The following is a 22,386-nucleotide window of genomic DNA, read 5'->3' on the forward strand; positions in this document are numbered from 1 at the left end:
TATGGAAATATTTTTAGGAGAACCTAATAATGAAGAGATTAAGGAATACGTTAGAACATTACAAACCCGAGATAACCTCTGCATACGTACTTATTATTCCCCAGATCCGTTAATATTTTCCTACATTATTTCAAAATATATAAAAAACAAAACTTTCATTACTTTTAAATCCTCTTGCGATCTAGAACTTAAGCAAGATAGTAACGGAAAGTGGATAATTGACAATACTATAAAAAAACATTACTATTTAGGCAATAACGCCTTTTCTTCCTATCTAGTAATTAATAATGATGATATCTTGGCTATATTAACCGGAGTTATTTCCTCCACAATTATAGAAAGAAGAAGATTATCTGAGTGGGAGTTAAGTGTGATAAAGAGTTTAGAGCAATTCGGAGTGATTATAGAGAAGAACTTAAGAGTACCTAATTTTAAAGCATTGCCGTTATTTCTCTCCCTAATGCTTTCTCTAGATCCGTTTATTCCTACGATAAGCGGGAATAGAGAAAATAGTATAAATTTAATGAAAGAGATTAATGCAAATGAAACTACTAAACTAGAAGATCTAGATGAGAATCAGCTAAATACATTACTGTACAGAGTAATTTCTCTAATAATTAAGGAGAATCCAAAATTCAATAGAGATGATATAATCACGGACAGAATATTTTATCTGGATTATGACACATTGGAACTTTCTTTCTCCTTAATTTACTCCTTTGATACATTTGGCAGTGGGGAGATAGCTCAATTTGTTACTACTCCTTCTTATGCTGAAGTATTATTGGACAAGTTTAGAAGCACTCTCGGAAAAGGGTTTAGTTTACAATTACAAAACGCTACTAAATCCTATTATATAGTAAACACGAACAATTTTAATTCACCACTTCTAACTCAGTTAATACTATTACAACTACAAAAAATAAAAAGAGACAAAACTGTAGTATTAAAAATAGGTAACAACTATTATACAAGTAGTTATTTTGAACAAAGTAGAAGATCCGAGGGGTTGATAAAAATTGATGATAGAGTTAAAAATGAAAATACGGTATAAAAAGCCGGAAGTTATTGTTAATAGCCTTAATGTAGACAATATTGATTTACCTAAAGGCATGGAAATAGAGAGTAGAGTCATCGGAAATGACGAAATTGAAATTATAATAAAAATGAAAATAGTAAACGCAAATGATATTTTAACACTTAGAAATACTGTCGATGAAATATTATTACACGTAAAGGCGATTCAAGCTTCGCTTAACGCAGTAAGTTAAATATATAGTCTTCTTTCTATGAATGAATAAGTGTGATAATATGCCTCTAAGACCTGGTAGATGTTACAGGCACTTTTCTGGACCAGCTTACACAAGAAAGGAGTATATACCGGGAATACCACAACCAAAGATAAGTAAATTCACCTCTGGTAACCCTAATGGAGATTATGACTATGAACTGAGATTAATCAATACGGAAATAGGGCAAATAAGGCATAATGCGTTAGAAGCTGCTAGAGTTATAACTCTAAAGACATTATCAAAGAAAACTGGTAGCGAAACATCATTTTTCATGTGGGTTTTAAAGTATCCTCATCACGTATTGAGAGAGAATAAGATGATGGCCTTTGCCGGAGCTGATAGATTGCAAGACGGTATGAGGTTATCATTTGGAACACCAATAGGAACTGCAGCAAGAGTACAAAAATTAGGAGAAACTATAATACTAGTGAGGGTAAAGAAAGAGCACTTACAATTTGCAAAAGAAGCCTTAGAAGTGGCATCCAAGAAACTGCCTTTAGACACTAGGATAGAAGTTATACCCTTAAAACAGGCGTCTGTAAGTTGAGTTACAATTTTGAGGAAGAAAAAGTAATAAATGAAATAGTTAAAAGAGATGCAAAAAAAGTTCTATTACAATTTCCTGAAGGCTTAAAATATTTTTCTATTGAGATAGTTAATAAATTGAGGCAAAAGCTACCCAATGTGGAGTTTATAATATCTGGGGAGCCTAGTTGGGGAGCTTGCGATATAGCGGAGGATGAGGCTAAAGAGATAGGAGCTGATCTAATAATACATTTTGGTCATACACCATATACATGGTATTATCCTAAGTTCCCTACTGTATTCATAAACGTTGAGAGTAAAATAAATTTGAACCCTAAAATATTGGATGACCTAATACAAATATTGAAAAATAAATACGATGCTAAGAAAGTATCTCTTACATCGACCCTCCAACACGTTAAACTATTACCCGAAATTAAGAAGGGACTTGAAGATCACTTTGAGGTAATAATAGGCAAGCCATCGAGCAAATTTATGTTTGATGGACAAGTACTCGGTTGTGACTATAAGCCAGCTGAAGTTCCAGCGGATGTTTATATAATAGTATCTGGTGGACTATTCCATGCAATAGGTTTAGGGTTAACTACTAACAAGCCTACCATAAAAGTTGATCCATACACTCAAAAAGTTGAAGATCTCACCAATGAAATACAAAAAATATTAAAGATTAGATATGCGAAAATAATGGAAGCGTTTGATAAAAGAAATTGGGTAATAATACAAGGCATTAAAGTCGGGCAAAACAGACCTTTGATGGTAAAATACTTTTACGATGAATTAAACAAGAGAGGATATAACGTGTACATAGTAACAAATAAGGTACTAACTATAGATGTGTTGAGAAACATAGATAGGAGTTTCGTTGATGTATTCTTAGTTACCTCATGCCCAAGATTACCTATTGACGATTTGTTTAATTACGAAAAACCTGTCCTCACTCCAGGTGAGGCTAAAATGGTTATAAATAATAGTTTAGAACCATATATTTTTCCGTGGTGATTGAAAGTGAGAACTCAAGGGGATATAAGCTTACCTGGAGAGGAATTAGCTGTAATTGAAGAATTCATGAGTGGTGATGGTACATACGAGATTAATGGAGTTGTGAGATCAGCAGTTATAGGTAAGATATTCTATGATATGCTAAATAGAAAGAGCAATGTATTACCAATTAAAAAGGTACTAATAAATAATTTGAAAAAAGCTAAATACGTTATAGGTATAGTTAATTCTACTAGAGAGGACTTAGCGTCGGTCTCGATAATCGGAATAGAAGAAAGGAAATTACAGTCACCTTTATCAGCGTATTTGCATATTTCTCAGATATCAAATAAAAGATTAAATACTATAAATGAAGCTGTGAAGGTAGGGGATGTTATTAAAGCAAAATTGATATCCTTTTCTATACCTTTATCGCTAACAATTAAAGCCAAAGATCTTGGAGTAATATACGCTAAGTGTTCACGATGTGGAGCAGTATTAGTTAAGCAAGATGAGAATAATTTAAAATGTAATATGTGTGGTAATATAGAACAGAGAAAAATTGGCAGCTATGTGGTGAAAAAAGGTGGAAATTAAAATTCTTAAGAGCGATAATAATTATTTGGAACTTGAAATAGAAGGTGAGGATCATACGCTTGGTAATCTATTAGCAGGTACGTTAAGAAAAATTAGAGGAGTTACTTTTTCCTCATATTATCAGCCTCACCCATTATTGGATAAAATAGTAGTTAAAGTATTAACTGATGGATCTATTACTCCAAAAGATGCAATTTTAGAAGGTATTCAAATGATAAAGAATATTTCCTCTCAATATTTAAATGAAATCAAAGGAGTATTATAATTGAAATCAGAAGCTAGAGTTGCAATTTTAGTATCAAATGATGATACCTTTTACGTGCTATGCGTATTTAGAGGATTTTTCATAGAGAAGCTATTCTTAAGTCTGAACAAAGAAGAACTGATCAGTGAAATTACTTCATCCCCAATCTCCGAGGAAATAAGATACTCGAATCTAGGAATAGGTGAAAAGTATACTGAAAATCAGTTGGAGAATTTATGTAGAACAGTTGCTCTTAAGTTATCAGAAAAGTTAAATATCAATAAATAATAATTCTTAATTCTGTAACTGGTGATCTTATGAAGTTCTGTCCGAAGTGTAACTCCTTAATGTTACCAAAAAAAGTAAATGGTAAAAACGTTTATAAATGTAATAAGTGCGGATATGAGGAAGAAGATCACCAAACTATAACTGTAACAACTAAGGTTAAACATTCCATCAAAGATAAGACTTTAGTTCTGGAAGAACAGCCAATGCCAGCTGGAGCGCAAAAAATAAAGGGAATACTCTGCCCTTCATGTGGCAATGATGAAGCTTTCTTTTGGATATTGCAGACGAGAAGAGCTGACGAGCCACCTACTAGATTCTATAAATGCACAAAGTGTGGAAAAGTGTGGAGAGAATATGAGTAGAAAATGAGAAAATCTTATTTATTTAAATTCTCATTTTAAGATGGACCCGTAGCTCAGCCAGGACGGAGCGCCGGCCTTCTAGCGTCCAGGAGGTAAGCCGGCGGTCCCGGGTTCAAATCCCGGCGGGTCCGCACATATTATTTTTGAGTATATACTTATACTAGATACTTTTATTAGTGAGCAAAATAAAGAAAGGTTCGATGGACGAAGATAGTCTACCCTTTGACGATCTAGAGATTAAAAGCACATTAACTGCAGGAATGGGAGTATTCACAGATGGATACGAACTTTATTCAATCTCTCTAGTATTTTACTACATACAAGATGCACTACATTTACAAATAGTACAAGAAGGATTTTTGATTGCTAGTTCATATTACGGAGCAGCAATCTCAGCTATACTATTAGGATTTTTATCCGATAAAATGGGTAGGAAAATAATTTACGGATTAGACGTAGGCCTAATGAGTATAGGAATCCTATCTCAGTCAATATCTTTTAATTTCTTCCAATTACTAATCTCGCGAGTGATTTTAGGATTAGGGATTGGAGCAGATTACGTTCTTTCTCCATTAATAATTGCTGAGAACTCAAATCCAAAGAGTAGAGGTAAAAGAATGATTATAACTTTTGCAGTATTGTGGGGGCTAGGAGCAGTAGCCGCAGCTTTCGTCGATCAAATCTTGATAATGTTAGGAGAACCAGCAAATATTGTTTGGAGAATAGTACTTCTAGCAGGAATTATTCCTGCCATTTCAGTATTTTACTTGAGAAGAAAAATTCCCGAAACGTATAAATATTTAACTAGAATTAAGCCAATAAAAAGAGAATTGGAAAAGCTTCAGAAAGAACTAGGTGGAAACGTAGTAATCAAACTTGATAATGTTCCTTTCATTAAAAGATTAAAGACATCAATAGTACTAATACTTCTTTCAACCATAATCTGGGTGCTTTATGATATGTACTCGTCCACATTTGCTATTTATGGACCAATAACGATAGCCGCAAACTTAGGATTAAGTCCAATAGACTTTACTTATGCGGCACAATTCTTAGCAGGACTCCCTGGTCAAATAATTAGTATCTACTTGGTCGATAAGATAGGAAGAAAGCCCCTTATTATATTGGGATACGCAGGAGTTGCTTTTTGGCTATTTATGTATTCATCTCTCTTAATATTCCCTGGATTTTTTGGTTTTAATATAAAAATATCTAACCCTCTACAAGCCGCTGAGCAGTTAACAGGAGAAGCTGCAGTATTGGGTTTCACATTTTACTTATTGAACTACTTATTCTCAGCAATTGGTCCCGCATCCATAATAGGATCAGCAATGCTAACACCAGAATTAACACCAACAAAGATTAGGGGTACTAGTCAAGCAATAAGTGTAGCAACAGATAGACTAATGGCTGCGCTTAGCATAACCGCTTTTCCACTTTTACTTTCTAAATATGGATTAGGAGCATTATTAGGGGTGTACTCAATCATTGCATTATTATCATGCATCATAACGTGGTTTTTAATACCAGAAACAAAAGGTGTTAAGTTAGAGTAGTTTTTATTTTGTTAGCCACTAAAAAACTGTGGAATGCCGCCGCGGGGATTTGAACCCCGGACAACCGGATGTCCCCCGGACTTCTCTACTTACCGTATGAGTCCGGCGCTCTAACCAGGCTGAGCTACGGCGGCACGAATATAAATTTAGCATGAGACCTAAAAAATTTTTCCGACTTTTTAGTATCATGTTACTGTTACAGTGAAAAATCCATCATACGTAACATTCTTATTGCTAATAATTATCGTAATATTGTAATTTCCTATTGGTGATATTAGGTAAAATGAGACAGGATTCTTATCAATTATCTTAAATGGAAAAGTTCCACTATAATTCAAGAATCTGAAAGTTATATTATAATTTCCTGTTTGAAGATAATTTGAACTATCATATGGGGAAATCCTAAATAGTGAGTAAAGATAAGATGTATCAGTAGAGTAATTATACTGAAGATATGTCGAAGTTAATGAATAGTTAAAGGGAGCTGAAGGAGTAAAACTACCAACCATATCGAGAACTGGAAACTGATTGTTATTGATTGCAAAAAACTGAACCAATTTAGAGTTTCCGTTTATTAAATCGCTTAAGATATTTAATTGCTTACTATATCCATATAAGCCCTTAACGATTAGATAAGCTTGTCCAATTTCGATTTCTGACGGGCTACCATTCAAAGTGATATAAATTACTGTTTTTTGCAATTTATGCGGCTCTATATTCATTATAGTACTATTATACAAGTATCTAGTAATGTAAACTGTTCCAGGTGGAACATACCTCAAAACAATTGTAACGTTAAGGTCTTGTGTAAAGACGCCATTATTTTGACCCACTATCTCAAATGCAATTATGTTTTTATAATTAGGTAATACTCTCCAGAATATTGGCATAATTTTAATATTAACGTCGTTTTGTAGATAAAATATTACTCCGATCGACGCTATTATAATAAGGACGATGATTAGTAAAACGCTTCCTAATCCTAACTTCATACGGTAGAGTAGTACATACTAAACAAATATAACGTTTATCCAAAGGCAATCACTAACAGTTACACTTATTATTCACGAGTTATCATTAAGGCATGGGGCTAAAGAAAGAGAGATGTCAGAACAAAAGTTCCTCATAAAAAATATCTCCTCCCCCTCAGCTGAAGATAGAATAGTAGGCAAACACGTATTTGGAAACTTGTACGATATAGATGCAAGCAAACTAACTGATAAAGAGTTCCTAGAGAAATTAGTACTTGAAGCCGTGAAAATAGCTAATATGAAGCTAGTAGAGATTAAAAGTTGGTCATTCGGTGGGAAAAAGGGTGGAGTATCAGTTATAGCCCTAGTTGAAGAAAGCCACATAGCACTTCATACCTGGAACGAATACAATTATGCAACACTTGACGTCTATACTTGTGGTGAAGACAGTAATCCTCATTCGGCCTTCATGTACATAGTAAATGCCCTAAACCCAAAACGCTATCAAATGTTTTATGCTGATAGAAGTTCATAGGTTTTTTATTCTAGCCTTTTTTTATTTCATTCGACAACTGTCTAATGGGGTAGTAGACAATAATCGAAAACCTTATATTTATTCGATAATTCTATATGTACAATGTATTCTAGCATCATAGGTTGGGGTGCGTATATACCTAGATATAGAATAAAGGTATTAGAAATAGCTAAAATGTGGGGATACGATGAAACTGTTGTTAAATCCTTGGGATTATCAGAAAAATCAGTTCCTAACTTTGATGAGGATTCGACAACCATTGCGTGGGAAGCTTCAATTAACGCAATTAGAAGGGCTCAAGTGGATCCGTCTAAAATAAAGCTGGTTCTTTTCGGATCTGAATCGAAAGTTTATGCTGTTAAACCTACGTCAACAATACTAATAGACGCATTAGGAATTTCAAATTACACTGCCACTGCTGATATGGAATTCGCTTGTAGAGGTGCGTCAGTAGGCTTAAGATTAGCCTCAAGTTTTGTTTTGAATAATGATTCTTATGCCTTAGTAATTGGAGCTGATACAGCTCAATCTAATCCAGGAGATGTTTTAGAATTGAGTTCAGCTGCTGCAGGTGTAGCATTCGTTGTAGGAAAAGCTAGCAAAGAGAACTCTGCGGGGATAATAGAATATTCCTCTTCTTATACTTCTGATACCCCGGACTTTTGGCGTAGAGATGGTACGCCTTATCCAGTACATGGTGAAGGATTTACAGGAGAACCAGCATACTTCAATCATATAATAGCTGCAGTAAACGATCTTCTTCAAAACAGTGGTCTAAAGGTCTCTGACTTTGATTATTTTATATTCCATCAACCTAATGGCAAGTTTCCAATTCAAGTAGCAAAGAAATTAGGAGTTCCACTAGAAAAAGTTAAACAAGGGTTAGTCTCGCCGTATGTAGGGAACCCTTACAATGCATCAGCTTTATTAGGATTAGCTAAGGTTTTAGACGTTGCCAAACCAGGTGAGAGAATATTAGTTGCTCCATTCGGAAGTGGTGCTGGCAGTGACGCCTTCAGTATTTTAGTTACAGAGGGTATCCTAGAGAAACAGAAGTTAGCTAAGAGTGTAGAATATTACATAAACAACAAGAAATATTTGTCTTATGCAGAATATTCTAAGTACACTAACAAGATTAAGGTGTATGAATGATGGATGTATATGCTAACGCAGCTTCAATAATCCCAATAGATAGGTATTACGAATATGATCTATATGATCTTGTAATTGAGTCCTTTAAGAATTTAGAACAGCAATATGATACATCGTCAAGAGGCATAGATCTAATAATAGTAGCCAATGCGTATTCTCAAAAATTAAATAGCAACTCCCTAATAGGTCCTAAAATTGCTAAAAAACTAGGAAAAACAGATATACCTTCTTTTAGAGTTGAGAATGGTGATGCTAGTGGTGGGACAGCATTACTAATGGGGTATTCTGCTATAAAGAGCGGATTAGCTAAATCAGTAATGATAATAGGTGTTGAGAAACAAACAGATTATCCGTCCAAATACTTTAATGAGGTTCTATCTACGTGTCTTGATGAACAAATGTACTATAATGGTGTTACCCCACATTCCATTGCAGCAATTATGATGAAGAAGTATATGAGTAAATACAACGTACCTAGGGAATATTTCGCAAATTGGGCTATAAAAATGCACCAAAACGCAGTAGAAAATCCATTCGCTTATCTGAGATTTACAGTTGACTTAAACACAATATTAAGCTCACAAATTGTATCAGATCCTATAAGGCTATTTGATATAGGAGCTAGAGCCGATGGCGCTTCAATAGTAATATTATCAAGTGAAAAGACATCCGAATCTATCAAAATTAACAAGATAGAATCAACTCAATCTAGGTTAGACTTTTCTCCTTCCTTACCATCCATTAAGACACTAAGGAGCAAAATTGAGATAAAAGATGTTAATAGAACTTTATTTGAAATACATGATTCATACAGTGTTATCGCCGCTATTATGTTAGAAGAGTTAGGTATAACTGAACCTGGAAAGTCATTATATAACTTGGATAGTCTTAACGTTAATCTATCTGGTGGGCTTAAAGCTAGAGGGTATCCGGGAGGTGCTTCTGCCGTATATCAACTATCAGAAGTTTATATGCAATTACTTGGTACCTTTAAAGGTAAGAAGATAACTGATGCGGAAAGAAGCATTATAATATCATCAGATGATTTAGGATTAGTTAGTTATGGAATCGAATTAACGAGGTGAGAATAATGAAAATAGCACCACCACAAGTTTGGAGAAACAAAAAATTCATGTATAAATTGATAGCTAGTAAGTGCAGAAAATGTGGAAATATAGATTTTCCATACTCACCTTATTGTACAAAATGTGGAAATTCAGATGTAGAAAAGACTGAACTAAGTGGAAAAGGTAAACTAGTAACCTTTACCGTATCATACCAAAGTAGGGAAGGTTTTGAGAAATCTTTACCCAGTATTATAGGTCTAATTAGGCTGGATGAGGGGGCTGAAATTATTGCTCCCATAGTTGATACAGAAATCGATAAATTAAAGGAGAATGCTAGAGTAGAAGCCACGTTAAGAAGAGTCTATACGGATTCCTATAATGGACTAATACAATATGGGATCAAGTTTAGGGTAGTTGAGGAATGAACATTGATGAGGTAGTAGATAAGATAGTAAAGGGCGAAATTTCTTTTCATGAAGCTGATAATTTTTTGGAAGCTAACGCATCAATGGTTGCTAGAAGAATGGCATTAGAAAAAATCTTAGGAGTTCAACTACCATCGATAGGTTCTACAATCATAGATTATACTGAAGTAAAGAATAGAAATGCAGAGAATGTTATCGGAGCAATACAAATACCCTTAGGAATTGCAGGTCCAATAAAGGTTAATGGGGATTACGCGAGGGGAGACTTTTACGTACCTTTAGCTACTACTGAAGGCGCACTAATAGCTAGCGTTAATAGAGGTGCTAAGGCAGTATCATTAAGTGGAGGCGTTAAAACTAAAATATTAAAAGATGAGATGACTAGAGCTCCCTTATTTAAATTTGATTCGATCGAAGATATTCCTGAATTTATTGAATTTGTAGAAAAAAACTTTGACAATATGAAGGAAATAACTAGCAAAGTAACTTCTCATGGAAAACTGAAATCAATAACACCATTTGTTTTAGGTAATAACGTTTGGCTTAGGTTTTCATTTGAGACTGGGGACGCCATGGGAATGAACATGGCAACTCTAGCCTCAGAGGAGATTTGTAGATATATAGAAGATAACTTCCCTAAAGCTAAATGTTTAGCGGTAAGCGGAAATATGTGTAGTGATAAGAAGCAAACTAACGTAAACAGCCTATTTGGTCGTGGGAAAACAGTAGTTGCTGAAGCTATAGTGAAAAAAGATGTTATAAATAACATATTACGTTCTGATGTTAACTTAATAAACGAGATAAATCTGAGGAAGAATTGGTTGGGCACTGCGAGAGCTGGATCGTTAGCACAATATAACGCGCATTTTGCCAACATAATTGCTGCAATGTTTATTGCAACTGGTCAAGACTTAGCTCAAATAGTTGAGAGTAGTTCTGGTTATACATGGACTGAAGTAAGAGGAGAAGATCTCTACATATCAATTACCTTACCGTCATTAGAAGTAGGAACAGTAGGTGGTGGAACTAGATTACCTACCCAAAGAGAGGCATTAAGTATTATGGGAGTCTATGGAAGCGGAAATCCACCTGGATATAATGCCAAGAAATTCGCCGAAATTATTGCTGCTACAGTTCTTGCTGGTGAACTAAACCTCTTAACCGCATTAGCAAATAAAGAGTTAGGAAAAGCCCATAAGAAATTGGGTAGAGGAATGGTCTTGAAATAACTACATTTTTATCTGCTTCCTCTTTTTCCTTAAGAAACTACTATATGAAATAAATTATGATCTTAATTTATGATCTATATCCTTTTTCCATTACTACAACAACATTTTAACACTCTTTTTACGTAAATAGTGTGTGTGGACAACAATTTCGTCCAACTGTAAAATTTTTTATGCAAGAGTCTATTGCGGAAGAATATTTTCAGCTATTTTGCTATTGTGTTTCTCGTTGAGTTAGGTGAGTGCTAGGAAATCAAACACATTCTCGCCCTCACCCTAAAAATACTTTTCCACAGTAAAGAAAATTCAATTCATATCAACCAAATTGTTGTCCACACACTAAATAGTTTTACAAATAATTACCTCCCGATAAGAGCTCAAGCCCCAAAGTTAGACCGCATATTTGCCGGTCATGCGAGCACACTTCAATTAGATTTGAATGAGTCCCATGACTCACTTACAATAAGGTGCTTATGGACTAACCTCCCACATATGACCTTGATTTGCAATCAAATGAGAGAAATTATCACGTAGTGACAAACGATTAGACTTAATTATCATTAATAATAGTTGAAACTATTTACGTGAATAGGACTTGCTTCCACTACTCATTAAAAGTTTATAAACGTTATTAAGCATATAACTATTATGCCATTCCCTAAAGAGGTAGAAAGAATCCTTGAACTTACAAAAGAACAAAACGTTTGGAGAAGAACACAAGCACTAAACCTAATTGCATCAGAAAACGTGATGAGCCCATTAGCAGAAAGCGTATACATGAGCGATTTTATGTCTAGATATGCTGAAGGAAAACCATATAAAAGGTACTATCAAGGAACTAAGTACATAGACGAGATAGAAACTCTTACTATGGAACTTATGAATGAAATAACTAAGTCAAAACATTGTGACTTAAGAGCAGTAAGTGGAACTATAGCAAATGCTGCAGTATTCAGAGTCTTAGCTGAGCCAGGGGAAAAAGCATTAATAGCCCCCGTACAAGCTGGTGCTCACGTTAGTCATACGAAATTTGGTACGCTAGGAGCTTTGGGAATTCAGCATATAGAGTTACCTTTCGATATGGAAAATATAAATGTAGATATAGATAAATCGATAAAAATGATAGAGGAAATAAAACCAAAATTCGTCGTATTAGGAGGAAGCTTATATCTATTTCCTCATCCAGCTAAAGAGTTAGCTCCACATGTTCACGCTGTCAATGCAAAATTAGTTTATGATGCAGCCCACGTTTATGGCTTAATTGTAGGTGAAGTGTGGCATAATCCCTTACAAGAAGGAGCAGATATCATGACAGCTTCTACACATAAGACCTTTCCAGGTCCTCAAGGGGGAGCAATATTTGCAATTAATGACGAACCATTCAAACAAATTTCTAAAACAATATTTCCTTGGTTTGTCAGTAATCATCACTTACATCGTTTACCAGCAACTGGAGTTACTGCAGTTGAAATGAGAGAATATGGTAAGAATTATGCCAGTCAAATAGTTAAAAATTCTAAAAAGTTGGCTGAAGCGTTAGCAGAAAGAGGCTTTAAGGTAATAGGTGAACATTTAGGATACACTAAAAGCCATCAAGTAGCAGTTGATGTTAGACGATTTGGAGGGGGAGAGAAAATAGCCAAATTGTTAGAGGACGCTAATATAATAGTAAATAAGAATCTCCTACCTTACGATAAGCCAGAGGCTGTTTCAGATCCGAGCGGACTCAGAATAGGCGTGCAAGAAATGACCAGATATGGAATGAAGGAAAATGAAATGGAAGAGATTGCGGACTTATTTAAGAGCTTGATAATTGATAGAAAAGATGTTAATGAAGTTAAAAGAAAAGTAATAGAGTTTAGGAAAAACTTCCTTGAGGTTAAGTATACATTTGATAACATAGAGGAACTATCAAAATATTCCTCCAAAGTGTTGAGATTAATCATCTAACTAGAATTACAGTAACTGGAGCATTAATTGATAATGCTAACGCTGTAGATCCTATGTTTATTTCACTGTTTACTGAAGTACCTCTAGCCCCCATTATTACTGCATCAAACGATTCCTCACCTATTATTTTTAATAATTCATTAGACACACTCGTCTCTTTTAAGTTAGTCTTTACAAATTTGAGCTCATAATCCACTCTATTATTAATCCTCCTTTGAATAACCGATTTCATTATCTCTAGATCGTTGCAGTCATGACATACGTGAACTACAGTTATTTTAGAGCCGTACCTCATCCCAAAATCTATAGCTAAATCCAATGCCCTTAAACTATTCTCTGAGCCATCAATAGGAACTAGAATCTTTCTCATCCAGAAACTAACGAAGTATGAAGGCTCACTCATAATATATACCCTCCTCTTATCCCTAACGTAGTATTTGTCATTTTGATTGATTCCTCTTTAGTTACTAAATTAAGAGATGCCCTAATAGCATCTATATTCTCGGGAACTACAATAGATTCTTGATGCACCGCATACATTAACATTACCTCATCATCCTTAGTGTAAACTGAATCCTCAAACACCATAACCTCTGGTATGTCATTCCTCTCAAGCCTCATATCTCTCGCTATTTCCACTATTTCAGCAGTAGAGCTAATCTCGTATTTAGAGGGGATTAGAACTATCCTAGGTGTATTAGCAAAAGTTTCTAAAACATCTTCTCTTTTAACCTTATCCTTAACCTTTATATCCAGGAAGTGCATATGCATAAGCGTTGTAGGAGCAACAACGGCCATAGTTATAATATCCAAATTCTTAATTACAGTATTGACATCTTTCGCGTGATGACTTGGAATCTTTGCTGGATCAGGGGTTAAAGAGTTGATTGGACCTCTTTTAACTTCCTTAGGATCAGCAGCTCTCCTAACTATAGTAGCCCTTACCCTATCTACTTTAGATAATTTATTACTGATAGTACATATAACTCTAAGAAGAGCAGTAGTATTACATGAGACTACCCTAACATATTTCTTACTTACAGCCTCATCATAATTACATAAAGCAGAAAAGGAAATATCAGCTACATCAGCCTTCTCTCCGCCTTGAAATATTGCATTTCTCTCAAATTTCTGGTACTCTTGCTTATATTGAGCCCCAACACCATTAGGAGTGGCATCAACGATAACGTCAGCCTCCTTAATTAGTTCAGATATAGTGCCAGCTGGAGTTATACCAACTTCTTTAAACTTACCTAAACTTTGCTCTGGCACATAAATCTGTATACCTCTACGGTAAGCTATTAAGGCTTCATAATTTGGGTTAGTCTTTGCCACGCCTATTAGCTTCATATCTGGCTGTCTGATTATAGCATCGGCTACCCTCTTACCAATAGTACCATAACCATTAACTCCCACTTTTATCATGTCTCATCCCCACGGACATAGATAAAGCCTCTAATGCGGGTAACTTTTCTCCAGACAAGAATAAAAGTAAAGCTCCTCCTCCAGTGGAAATATGCACCTTGCCGGAATCAATATTAACGTCTTTATCTATAACGCTAATCATATGTCCACCCCCTATAATAACGTATCCCTGCCCTTCCAAAGCTGATTTCAAAACAGATTTACTTCCTCCCTTAAATCTTTCATCTTCAATTACTCCCATTGGACCTCTTAATACTACTACTTTAGCGTCTTTTATAAACGAGGAATATACTTCACTCGTGGTAGATCCTATATCCTTAATAACTCCAGTAACCTTATTCGCAGGTTCTTCCATCACGTTACCATTGTTTTCTACCTTATAATCAACCGGTATCTCTATCGGAGCTCCGCTTAGTAATATTTTCCTTGCTCTTGGAACTAAACTTAATATTCCTAATTTTTCTAAAACCTCAGCATTCTTTTGACCTATACTCATACCCTTGGCTATGGCGAAAAGTTCAGCAACTAATCCACCAGTCAATATCCTATCAGCTATTCTCTTCTTAACCAAATTTTCAATTATCCTGATAGTATCATGAACCTTACCTCCACCTAATACAAAAACTTTTGGAGAATCCTCTGGATTAAAAATCTTAGCTAACGCAGATACTTCCTTCTCCATCACTCTTCCAGCTGCTGATGGTAAAGCTAAAGGAAAGCCTACGATACTAGGCTGACTTCTGTGAGCTGTAGCAAAAGCGTCATTAACATAAGCATCAAACAATGGAGCTAACCTTTTAACGATAAAACTTCTGATGTGCTGTTGCGGAGGGGCTTCAATTAATTCCTCTGACATGAGTCTAACGTTATCTAGCAGTAGAACTTTACCTTTATCCAGTTTCTTTATCTCCTCTCTAGCATGTGGACCAATTACATCTTCCACAAAAGCTACTTCTTCCCCTAAGTGTTTCGAAAGTAATTTAGCGTGCTGTTCTAAACTAATGAAATCTTTATCACCCGGTCTTCCTTGATGAGAAATTAAAACTATACTATTTGACTTATCCATTAACTCTTTAATTGTAACTACATGGGCTCTTATTCTAGAGTCGTCTAAAATCTCACCATTCTCCCCTACCGGAGAATTAATATCTATCCTTAGTAAAATTTTTTTCGAGTGTAAATCTATATCATCTATTGTGGGGACATTAAGATCTCCTATCTTAATCAGATTAAATCCCCGAGTTAAACTTAGGAAAATTTGGATAATAACTTTTTCAACAGCGCAACGAGTCGATAATAAAATGGTCCCAAATAAGAGGGATAAGAGCCTTAGTCTTAAGCTGATTCACAAAAATTTGTAATTCAATCTGTTTTGCGCTAACCCTGTTTGTCGATATTTTAGGTTCAGATAGACTAAAATATTCTAATGCCTTCTTTAAAGGTTCAACAGATTCTAAACCTTGATTAACCTTACATTCAGCAAGAAGCTTTAGCCTAGTTCCATCCCCCACTTCAATATCTCTTAAATTACAGTTTAACCCTAAATTTTTCTCTATAACATCCTTTAGAAGAGACTGGAACGTGTAAGGGACACTATATAAGTTAACTCCATAGGGAGGAAAAAGCACTTTAACATGACCTTTAGCTTCTGTTATGTTCTTTACAATTAAATCTATATAGAAGAATATGAAGAGAGAGCCACAAAGTCTAAACTTAAAAATCTTAATCTCACCTATAAACCCATGATTATCAACGTTATTCTTAATAGCATTAGCTAATTCCAATTCCTTAAAGTTACCATTTGTAACTATCATTCCTTTCACGTTTATGAGATTCTTTATCTTTTCATCCTCAGAATATTGAATTATGTACAATTCAAAATTTTTTAGTCCAATCTTTTTTATTGACTTTACAAGCAAATTATATACAAATAATAATAATTTGTTATGAGATATTATTATCCATTCTCCAAATTCATCAGTATAAAACGGGTCTTTCACTTCACTGTCCTTATCCCTCTTAAATATATCAAAAATCAAACTCTAAGCCTCTATAAATATGATGCTATTGAGGTTTAAATCCTTAAATATAATAAAGATTGAGAAAACACAAGAATGGCAAAAGCAAAGATTTGATTAACTATTTGAATAAAATGAAAGGGCTCGGGCCGGGAATTGAACCCGGGACCTCCGGGTCCACAGCCCGGCGCTCTCCCAGGCTGAGCTACCCGAGCCATGGGAGCCGTTTATTAATTTTAATTTAGGGCATTTTAAACTCTTTCTTCCTTTCACTATTAAAATTAAACTACTTTTGTTGGTTTGGATTGCAAGTCTAATTTGTAAGTTTTTCCATTCCCTTGGTGAATCCACTACTCCTTGGAACACTCAAACCATTGTTATAGTCTTTACGCTCATACTATTAGTAGATTCAAGGCTAAATCTCTAAACTGCTTAGAGCACTAGATTTTCTCAATAGATCTCTACAATTCTTACTTTATCCCTAACTAACGTGATGATTTCAGATAAGAGATGTCCTTAACTTACTTCTCATCTTATCCTTATGACTGAACAAGTCCATGAATGATGAAGATTCGTTAAGCGTTAAAAATTCATGGAAAAACTCTAAAGCATTCGTAACACTCATTGCAATCAAAAACATAAGGGGATCTCAGTTAATAACAAGAATGAAAATACGTCCAAGAAGATTGAAAACCAAAAAAGGAAAAAGATAAAGAAGTGAAGGCTATAACTTACGGAAAATATACCGCAATATATCCAGTAACTAAGAAATATGCTCTTATAATTTCTTAGCCTCTTAATCCATGCCTCAATAACTATTATACGCTATGTTTTCCAAATATTTAATATAAATTATATAATTCTTTAAATATAGAAATAGAAGTTATAAATGAAAAAGAAAATCTAGCCTTTTAAGGCGGGGAAATGTTTTAAACTCCTTTTTCCCACCTCTTCCTATGACACTCCATTCTGACTGACTTCAATACCATGAGGAGCGGGAGCCGATCATTACTCCCGCAATACCAGGGCGTCCGTACAATCGTTGTTAGAGTGTTACCTAGTGAGGCACAGCATAAAAGCTGAGGAAATTAGCAGACACGTCAGCTAAACTATGGAACGAGGTAAACTATGAGAGAAGACAACAGTTCTTCCAACAAAAGAAAGTAGACTTCAAGGGCATTTGGAATAAATTCTATGAGAAGTACAAAGAGGTGCCTGGGGTTAATGGATAAGCTATATTACAGAAGAATAATGAAGCGTGGTCTTCCTTTTTCTCATTACGGAAGAATAAAAACAGCTTACCGCAATTCGTCAAGTATATCTCACCACCGGGATATTTGAAAGAGAACGAGAAGAGGAAGTTAATCCTAGTAGTTAGGCAAGACCGCTATGAAGTTGATGAGGAAAGACAAAAGGTGTTTCTAGTTATGGAGTATAATATGTCTAAGCTTTGGGCTTTCCCTAACGTTGAAGTGAGTAGGAAGCTTAGGGGAGCCATTAACTGCCCTTTAGGTCGTAGACTTCACAGCCACGTTAATGGTGCTTTAAACATTATGAAGAGAACAATAAAGAAAATTGTTAAGATACTGAAAAACCTCTTTCCTTCCTCATAACGTCAAATGGAGTAACTCCCACAAAGGGGAGTAATGCTTTAGACCTCAGCGGAATCCTAGCCCTTTAGGGCGGGGAGGAGGTCGGAAGCCTCGTTTTGGTAAGGAGAAAAACTTTAAATTAGATCTTAGCTTATATATGGTAACTGCCGCGGTAGTATAGCCCGGTCAAGTGCAGGTTATGCATACCGAGAGTATGCGGGCCTTTCGAGCCCGTGACCCGGGTTCAAATCCCGGCCGCGGCACTGTGGGGGAATCTCCCCACCCCTCTTTCAATTTTATATAAGCCTCTACTACGTCAACTAAAGGACCAACATAAGTTTCCTTTATCTCAGCGTTTACCGTTTCCAATTCATAGACGTAATACCGCCCTTTAATCTCGCGCATAATATAATCGCCATATTTATAACACATCTTCTCTTTAGCCATTTTTACGCCATGTATCATGGCTACCAAAACGCGTTTATAAGCATTGGTAACCAACAAAAAGTTACGAGATCCCACGAGAGATTGAAGTTGGAGGTAAAGAACCTCAAAGATTGAAAAAACGAAATTGTTTCTGTCAGTCTGACTGGGGGATTGCCATTAGCTAACTCTAGTATCTTATTGTCCAACTTTGTTAAGCCCCATGTGAGTTTTTTCCGTTAAACTTTTCACTATACACTAAAACCCTTTTCCCACTAACTCTTTCAATATCGGAAACGTATGACTTACTCTTAATTTGATAGATACATAATATCTTCTATTGTTGATAACGTAGTCTCTATTTTCTCTTCTTGACTCTTCATTACCAACTTCCTCTCTGCCTCTTTTATGTATTGCAGAAACTCCACATCTCTCTCTGTTAGACCTAGGGGGTCAAACAATATATCGTAACGGGACCCATTCATCACTACATTGAAGACTTCAATATTAACAGTATCTTTTCCCAAGGTTATAGCATATACCTTCAAGATGTTTCTCAACATTTCTGTGGCTCTGCTATAGATAACCCCGTATCAAGACTAATTTACACGTTTGGAACTGTGTAGTTTTCTTTGTTTATTTTGCTTATGCAAAAACAGACCCCGTATGAGTAACTTTTACGCAGTTCCACACTCATAAATTATTGCCCTAATGTTTATAGTAAAATCATCATACTTTTTATTATCTTGGTGATGGTGTGGCGGAGAAGGTTATTTATAAGGTACCTAAATGTAATGTGCGTTATTATTACAAAACAAAAGATGGAAGAGTGAGATTAGTGATAATACTCCCCAGTATTTTTGGAGAGTGAGTTTGTAGGGCATAGAATTTAGAACTAACGTAAAAGTTAGATGTTGCATTACGCTATTTTCCGCACAAGCTTCTAAGCTATTCTGACTATGGGATCTATAATAGAATTGAAAGTTAACGATAAAGATTCCTCGTTAGTGATACCATCCCTTAATTTCGTTAAAATCCAATTTTCTTCGGTAAACTGTGAAAGTTACAAGTGAGGAAAGCCTCGTCCTTTAGGGCGGAGGTCAGATCAAATCAATCCATTTCAAAGTATAAAACCATTTTTATCCTCTTTCAATAGTGTAAACATAGGCTGTTGTGAAGGTAAAATTTATTGACCCATTTAGTATTACTTATGAACAAAAAGTGTAGGAAGAGGGTTTATAAGGATATACCAACTTTGTAATAGCCATCATGTAGTTAAGGTTAGTAAGCAGGAGCATAATAGGAAGTTCCTTGAGGTTACAAAGGATAGGTATCCTAAGGGGGCTAAGATAGCTTTAATGTGTTAATGGCAAGGGTTTTAAATAAGGGTAATGTCTCCACTTGGATATGGCAAGTATTAGTTGAACTGTAAGACCTCAAGGCAATATCAAAATTCATAGACTTGGACATACTTCAAAAAAGGACTATACAAGTAGATATTCACAATAATAATCAGACAAGGGAATATACCTAGCATTCTCAGAAAAGATGGAAAAACATTCAAGGAAGCCAAAATACACTGCTCAGAGGTTGGATAAGAGACGATTACAACATGCTACTTTGAGAAACCATACACCTAGTAAACTAGAGGACACACTAATCAATGAGGGAAAAGCTAGTTAAGAGAGAAACAAAAGCAGTAAAACACTCAAGTATGCACTATACACATTTGAAATGGGATTATAATAGAATTTATAGCTTTATGACGCTATTATAATGCTTAACAGTAAAGTCAATCTTTTTCTCTCATATTTCGATTTAGTAACAGACTGCTTTATTAAAGCATGAAGATATACTGTTGCTAACAAAACATAGATATTGGTAAGAGTTGACTGGAAGCTCCTTAAGAGAAAGTTTCAACACCGCAAAAATAAATGCGCCGCGGCCGGGATTTGAACCCGGGTCAGGGGCTCGACAGGCCCCCATCCTAGACCGCTAGACTACCGCGGCATCTTCAACATAATAAGTGAGAGAAGCGGTATATAAAGTTAGGGGATCTCGAATTTTTATCAAGCATGTAATTTTATGGTAGCGGGGCCTGGATTTGAACCAGGGACCTCGGGGTGTCTCACGTGTGAATGGGTTATGAGCCCCGCGGCCTTACCAGGCTAGCCCACCCCGCTATGCTACCCCGCCACATAATATATTGAAACTAATAGCCTTTAAAGTTATTTCCTAATCTTAAACCTCGTTGATGATATGTAATTATGGCTAAACTGACTTTTGATTTTAAATTAAAACTTATTTTTATAGGATGATAATAATTAACTGCTAAATAAATTCTTAGCATTTCAACCTTGTTTTGTAATGAAATATCATAACAATAAGTGAAGTTATTTAGGTATATAGTAAGTTATACTTATTAAAATGTTAGTAAACTGTATATCAGTTCTGAATTTTTTCATGCATAACTGCACTACAAAGAATTTTAGTTAGTTGCTTAATTTGTTTTTACCTTATCTCTTATCACGTCCAATATTCTTCTCGCTACGATAGTCTTGTAAGCTTTCTCTACTTTTATTATGTTTTGACCTTTGTCTACCATTATTACTTCATTATATTCAGAGGAGAACCCTATATCCTTTCTTTTAACGTTGTTAGCTACAATTAAATCAAAGTTGTGCCTTTGCATCTTTAACTTAGCTTTCTCTATTAATTCCTCATCGGAGTTCACGGTTTCAGCTGAAAAGCCAACTAGAAACGTGTCATATTTCCTCGCATAAGATGAGATTTTTGGAGTTTTCTCTAATTCTACTTTAGGAATTTCGACGTGACTATCAATTTTGCTGTCAAATTTATTTTTAAACTTATAGTCAGCTGGGGCTCCAGCTAGTATTACTACGTTATACTTCTCTTTTTCTAAACTGTTTATAACTTCGTTTAACATTTCCTCTGTTGACTCTACTGATACTTTATTTTTAACATAAGGTGAAAGTTTTGAGCTAACTGGACCGTGAATTAACTTAACATCAGCTCCTCTGAAGAAGGCTTCATTAGCTATAGCTATTCCCATAGTTCCACTGCTAGGATTAGAGATAAACCTAACTCCGTCTAAATACTCTCTAGTAGGTCCAGCAGTAACTAGTATTTTTAGCTTAGATAGATCACGTCCTCTCAGCAAATAAGAGGATATTTTATCAGTTAGATATTCTACATCAGGATAATGAGCTAAATCATTCACTATCTCTGGCTCTACTATTTCAATTCCGACTTCTCTTAACTTGTTAATAGAATTGGTTATCTGAGGAGAAATGTACATTTGTAGGTGCATTGCTGGGACTATAATTACTGGTTTTTTCATTCCGATGAAATTTAATACAGTTGAAGTTATAGGCGTGTCCGCAATTCCATTAGCTATTTTAGCTATTGTATTAGCTGTAGCAGGTGCTATGATAAACGCGTCATTGTCCTCAGCTAAACTAACGTGCTCAATATCTCCAGTTAGTCTCGTGTAAACTTCATTACCAGTAGCCCACCTAAACATTTCTGGAGACACTAATTTGATTGCATCTCTGCTCATAATTACATTTACTTCAGCACCTATCCTCATTAGGTTTCTAGCTAAATCTAATGATTTATAAATCGATACACTTCCGGTAACGCCAAGAAGTACTTTTTTTCCCATTAGCTCTTGACTGACGCTTCCTATAATTTTCTTAGAAGGATGTGTCATATTTAT

The 22,386-nt window shown here is 35.2% G+C and carries 23 protein-coding genes, 6 tRNA genes and 1 pseudogene; 18 read left to right on the top strand and 12 right to left on the bottom strand.

Translation table 11 applies throughout. The features are described from left to right. Window position 1 precedes the first annotated feature (1 nt). From BFU36_RS04335 to BFU36_RS04380, 10 genes are all read left to right on the top strand, one after another. Window positions 2-1,054 (top strand): single-stranded DNA exonuclease, encoded by a 1,053-nt coding sequence (locus BFU36_RS04335; protein ID WP_069282439.1) that lies wholly within the window; start codon window positions 2-4, stop codon window positions 1,052-1,054. After that, a complete protein-coding gene (locus BFU36_RS04340; RefSeq protein WP_231961235.1) occupies window positions 1,038-1,271 on the top strand; it encodes a KEOPS complex subunit Pcc1 in 234 nt (77 codons plus the stop codon). The genes BFU36_RS04335 and BFU36_RS04340 overlap by 17 nt, the downstream gene beginning before the upstream one ends. 40 nt (window positions 1,272-1,311) lie before the next feature. Beyond that, on the top strand, window positions 1,312-1,839 hold the full coding sequence (locus BFU36_RS04345; protein ID WP_069284584.1) for a 50S ribosomal protein L16: 528 nt from the start codon (window positions 1,312-1,314) through the stop codon (window positions 1,837-1,839). Then, window positions 1,836-2,837 (top strand): diphthamide biosynthesis enzyme Dph2, encoded by a 1,002-nt coding sequence (dph2, locus tag BFU36_RS04350; RefSeq protein ID WP_069282441.1) that lies wholly within the window; start codon window positions 1,836-1,838, stop codon window positions 2,835-2,837. Before BFU36_RS04345 ends, dph2 begins: the two co-directional genes overlap by 4 nt. A 6-nt stretch (window positions 2,838-2,843) precedes the next feature. Next, complete coding sequence (locus BFU36_RS04355) at window positions 2,844-3,413, top strand: exosome complex RNA-binding protein Csl4 (protein ID WP_069284585.1); 570 nt, start codon at window positions 2,844-2,846, stop codon at window positions 3,411-3,413. Beyond that, window positions 3,403-3,678: a DNA-directed RNA polymerase subunit L gene (locus BFU36_RS04360; protein WP_069282442.1), complete on the top strand. Its 276-nt coding sequence runs from the start codon at window positions 3,403-3,405 to the stop codon at window positions 3,676-3,678. Before BFU36_RS04355 ends, BFU36_RS04360 begins: the two co-directional genes overlap by 11 nt. Further along, window positions 3,679-3,945, top strand: coding sequence for a DNA-directed RNA polymerase subunit M (locus tag BFU36_RS04365; protein ID WP_069282443.1), 267 nt, complete (start codon window positions 3,679-3,681; stop codon window positions 3,943-3,945). 29 nt (window positions 3,946-3,974) lie between these two features. Beyond that, window positions 3,975-4,307, top strand: a complete 333-nt coding sequence (locus BFU36_RS04370; protein WP_069282444.1) for a transcription factor S — start codon at window positions 3,975-3,977, stop codon at window positions 4,305-4,307. Between the two features lie 42 nt (window positions 4,308-4,349). Continuing rightward, window positions 4,350-4,438 (top strand) — tRNA-Arg (locus tag BFU36_RS04375). A gap of 69 nt (window positions 4,439-4,507) precedes the next feature. Continuing rightward, complete coding sequence (locus BFU36_RS04380; RefSeq protein WP_069282445.1) at window positions 4,508-5,863, top strand: MFS transporter; 1,356 nt, start codon at window positions 4,508-4,510, stop codon at window positions 5,861-5,863. 34 nt (window positions 5,864-5,897) lie between these two features. Here BFU36_RS04380 and BFU36_RS04385 read toward each other — a convergent pair. Beyond that, window positions 5,898-5,997: transfer RNA gene (locus BFU36_RS04385), tRNA-Met, on the bottom strand. 51 nt (window positions 5,998-6,048) lie between these two features. Then, window positions 6,049-6,855 (bottom strand): hypothetical protein, encoded by an 807-nt coding sequence (locus BFU36_RS04390; protein WP_069282446.1) that lies wholly within the window; start codon window positions 6,853-6,855, stop codon window positions 6,049-6,051. 112 nt (window positions 6,856-6,967) lie between these two features. Here BFU36_RS04390 and speD point away from each other — a divergent pair, with 112 nt between their 5' ends. From speD to glyA, 6 genes are all read left to right on the top strand, one after another. Then, entirely contained in the window at window positions 6,968-7,369 is a 402-nt protein-coding gene (speD, locus tag BFU36_RS04395; protein WP_069282447.1) for an adenosylmethionine decarboxylase, read from the top strand. Window positions 7,370-7,471: 102 nt separating this feature from the next. Further along, entirely contained in the window at window positions 7,472-8,521 is a 1,050-nt protein-coding gene (locus BFU36_RS04400) for a hydroxymethylglutaryl-CoA synthase (protein WP_069282448.1), read from the top strand. Continuing rightward, window positions 8,518-9,606: a thiolase family protein gene (locus BFU36_RS04405; RefSeq protein ID WP_069282449.1), complete on the top strand. Its 1,089-nt coding sequence runs from the start codon at window positions 8,518-8,520 to the stop codon at window positions 9,604-9,606. The genes BFU36_RS04400 and BFU36_RS04405 overlap by 4 nt, the downstream gene beginning before the upstream one ends. 5 nt (window positions 9,607-9,611) lie before the next feature. Then, the gene (locus BFU36_RS04410; RefSeq protein WP_069284586.1) at window positions 9,612-10,013 is read left to right on the top strand and encodes a Zn-ribbon domain-containing OB-fold protein; all 402 of its coding nucleotides are present in this window, start codon (window positions 9,612-9,614) and stop codon (window positions 10,011-10,013) included. Further along, a complete protein-coding gene (gene hmgA, locus BFU36_RS04415; protein WP_069282450.1) occupies window positions 10,010-11,242 on the top strand; it encodes a hydroxymethylglutaryl-CoA reductase (NADPH) in 1,233 nt (410 codons plus the stop codon). Before BFU36_RS04410 ends, hmgA begins: the two co-directional genes overlap by 4 nt. A gap of 645 nt (window positions 11,243-11,887) precedes the next feature. Further along, a complete protein-coding gene (gene glyA, locus BFU36_RS04420) occupies window positions 11,888-13,189 on the top strand; it encodes a serine hydroxymethyltransferase (protein WP_069282451.1) in 1,302 nt (433 codons plus the stop codon). On the opposite strand, the gene BFU36_RS04425 is transcribed toward glyA, so the two are convergent. The 5 genes from BFU36_RS04425 to BFU36_RS04445 form a co-directional block, all read right to left on the bottom strand. Continuing rightward, window positions 13,182-13,592, bottom strand: coding sequence for a universal stress protein (locus tag BFU36_RS04425; protein ID WP_069282452.1), 411 nt, complete (start codon window positions 13,590-13,592; stop codon window positions 13,182-13,184). The genes glyA and BFU36_RS04425 overlap by 8 nt on opposite strands. Beyond that, window positions 13,589-14,614 carry a phosphorylating glyceraldehyde-3-phosphate dehydrogenase gene (locus tag BFU36_RS04430; RefSeq protein ID WP_069282453.1) on the bottom strand — a complete coding sequence of 342 codons (1,026 nt, stop codon included), beginning with the start codon at window positions 14,612-14,614 and terminating at the stop codon, window positions 13,589-13,591. Before BFU36_RS04430 ends, BFU36_RS04425 begins: the two co-directional genes overlap by 4 nt. Continuing rightward, window positions 14,595-15,842 carry a phosphoglycerate kinase gene (locus tag BFU36_RS04435; RefSeq protein WP_069282454.1) on the bottom strand — a complete coding sequence of 416 codons (1,248 nt, stop codon included), beginning with the start codon at window positions 15,840-15,842 and terminating at the stop codon, window positions 14,595-14,597. The genes BFU36_RS04430 and BFU36_RS04435 overlap by 20 nt, the downstream gene beginning before the upstream one ends. A 46-nt stretch (window positions 15,843-15,888) precedes the next feature. Next, on the bottom strand, window positions 15,889-16,653 hold the full coding sequence (locus tag BFU36_RS04440) for a hypothetical protein (RefSeq protein ID WP_231961236.1): 765 nt from the start codon (window positions 16,651-16,653) through the stop codon (window positions 15,889-15,891). Between the two features lie 120 nt (window positions 16,654-16,773). After that, a tRNA-His gene (locus tag BFU36_RS04445) sits at window positions 16,774-16,847 on the bottom strand. A gap of 1,122 nt (window positions 16,848-17,969) precedes the next feature. Between BFU36_RS04445 and BFU36_RS14185 the strand changes: the two genes are divergently transcribed. Further along, window positions 17,970-18,245 (top strand): hypothetical protein, encoded by a 276-nt coding sequence (locus BFU36_RS14185; protein WP_069282455.1) that lies wholly within the window; start codon window positions 17,970-17,972, stop codon window positions 18,243-18,245. A gap of 145 nt (window positions 18,246-18,390) precedes the next feature. Further along, window positions 18,391-18,487 (top strand) — tRNA-Glu (locus BFU36_RS04455). Window positions 18,488-18,518: 31 nt separating this feature from the next. On the opposite strand, the pseudogene BFU36_RS14475 reads toward BFU36_RS04455, so the two are convergent. The 5 genes and pseudogenes from BFU36_RS14475 to coaBC all read right to left on the bottom strand — a co-directional run. Further along, window positions 18,519-18,689 (bottom strand): annotated as a pseudogene (locus BFU36_RS14475) (putative integrase); the annotation flags it as partial. Window positions 18,690-18,958: 269 nt separating this feature from the next. Then, complete coding sequence (locus tag BFU36_RS04465; protein WP_069282456.1) at window positions 18,959-19,210, bottom strand: hypothetical protein; 252 nt, start codon at window positions 19,208-19,210, stop codon at window positions 18,959-18,961. A gap of 1,374 nt (window positions 19,211-20,584) precedes the next feature. Further along, a tRNA-Asp gene (locus BFU36_RS04470) sits at window positions 20,585-20,657 on the bottom strand. 76 nt (window positions 20,658-20,733) lie between these two features. Next, window positions 20,734-20,830: transfer RNA gene (locus BFU36_RS04475), tRNA-Met, on the bottom strand. 317 nt (window positions 20,831-21,147) lie between these two features. After that, window positions 21,148-22,380, bottom strand: a complete 1,233-nt coding sequence (coaBC, locus tag BFU36_RS04480) for a bifunctional phosphopantothenoylcysteine decarboxylase/phosphopantothenate--cysteine ligase CoaBC (protein WP_409349236.1) — start codon at window positions 22,378-22,380, stop codon at window positions 21,148-21,150. Window positions 22,381-22,386: the final 6 nt, after the last annotated feature.

Origin of the sequence: Sulfolobus sp. A20 (genome assembly GCF_001719125.1) — an archaeon.
Taxonomy (GTDB): domain Archaea; phylum Thermoproteota; class Thermoprotei_A; order Sulfolobales; family Sulfolobaceae; genus Saccharolobus.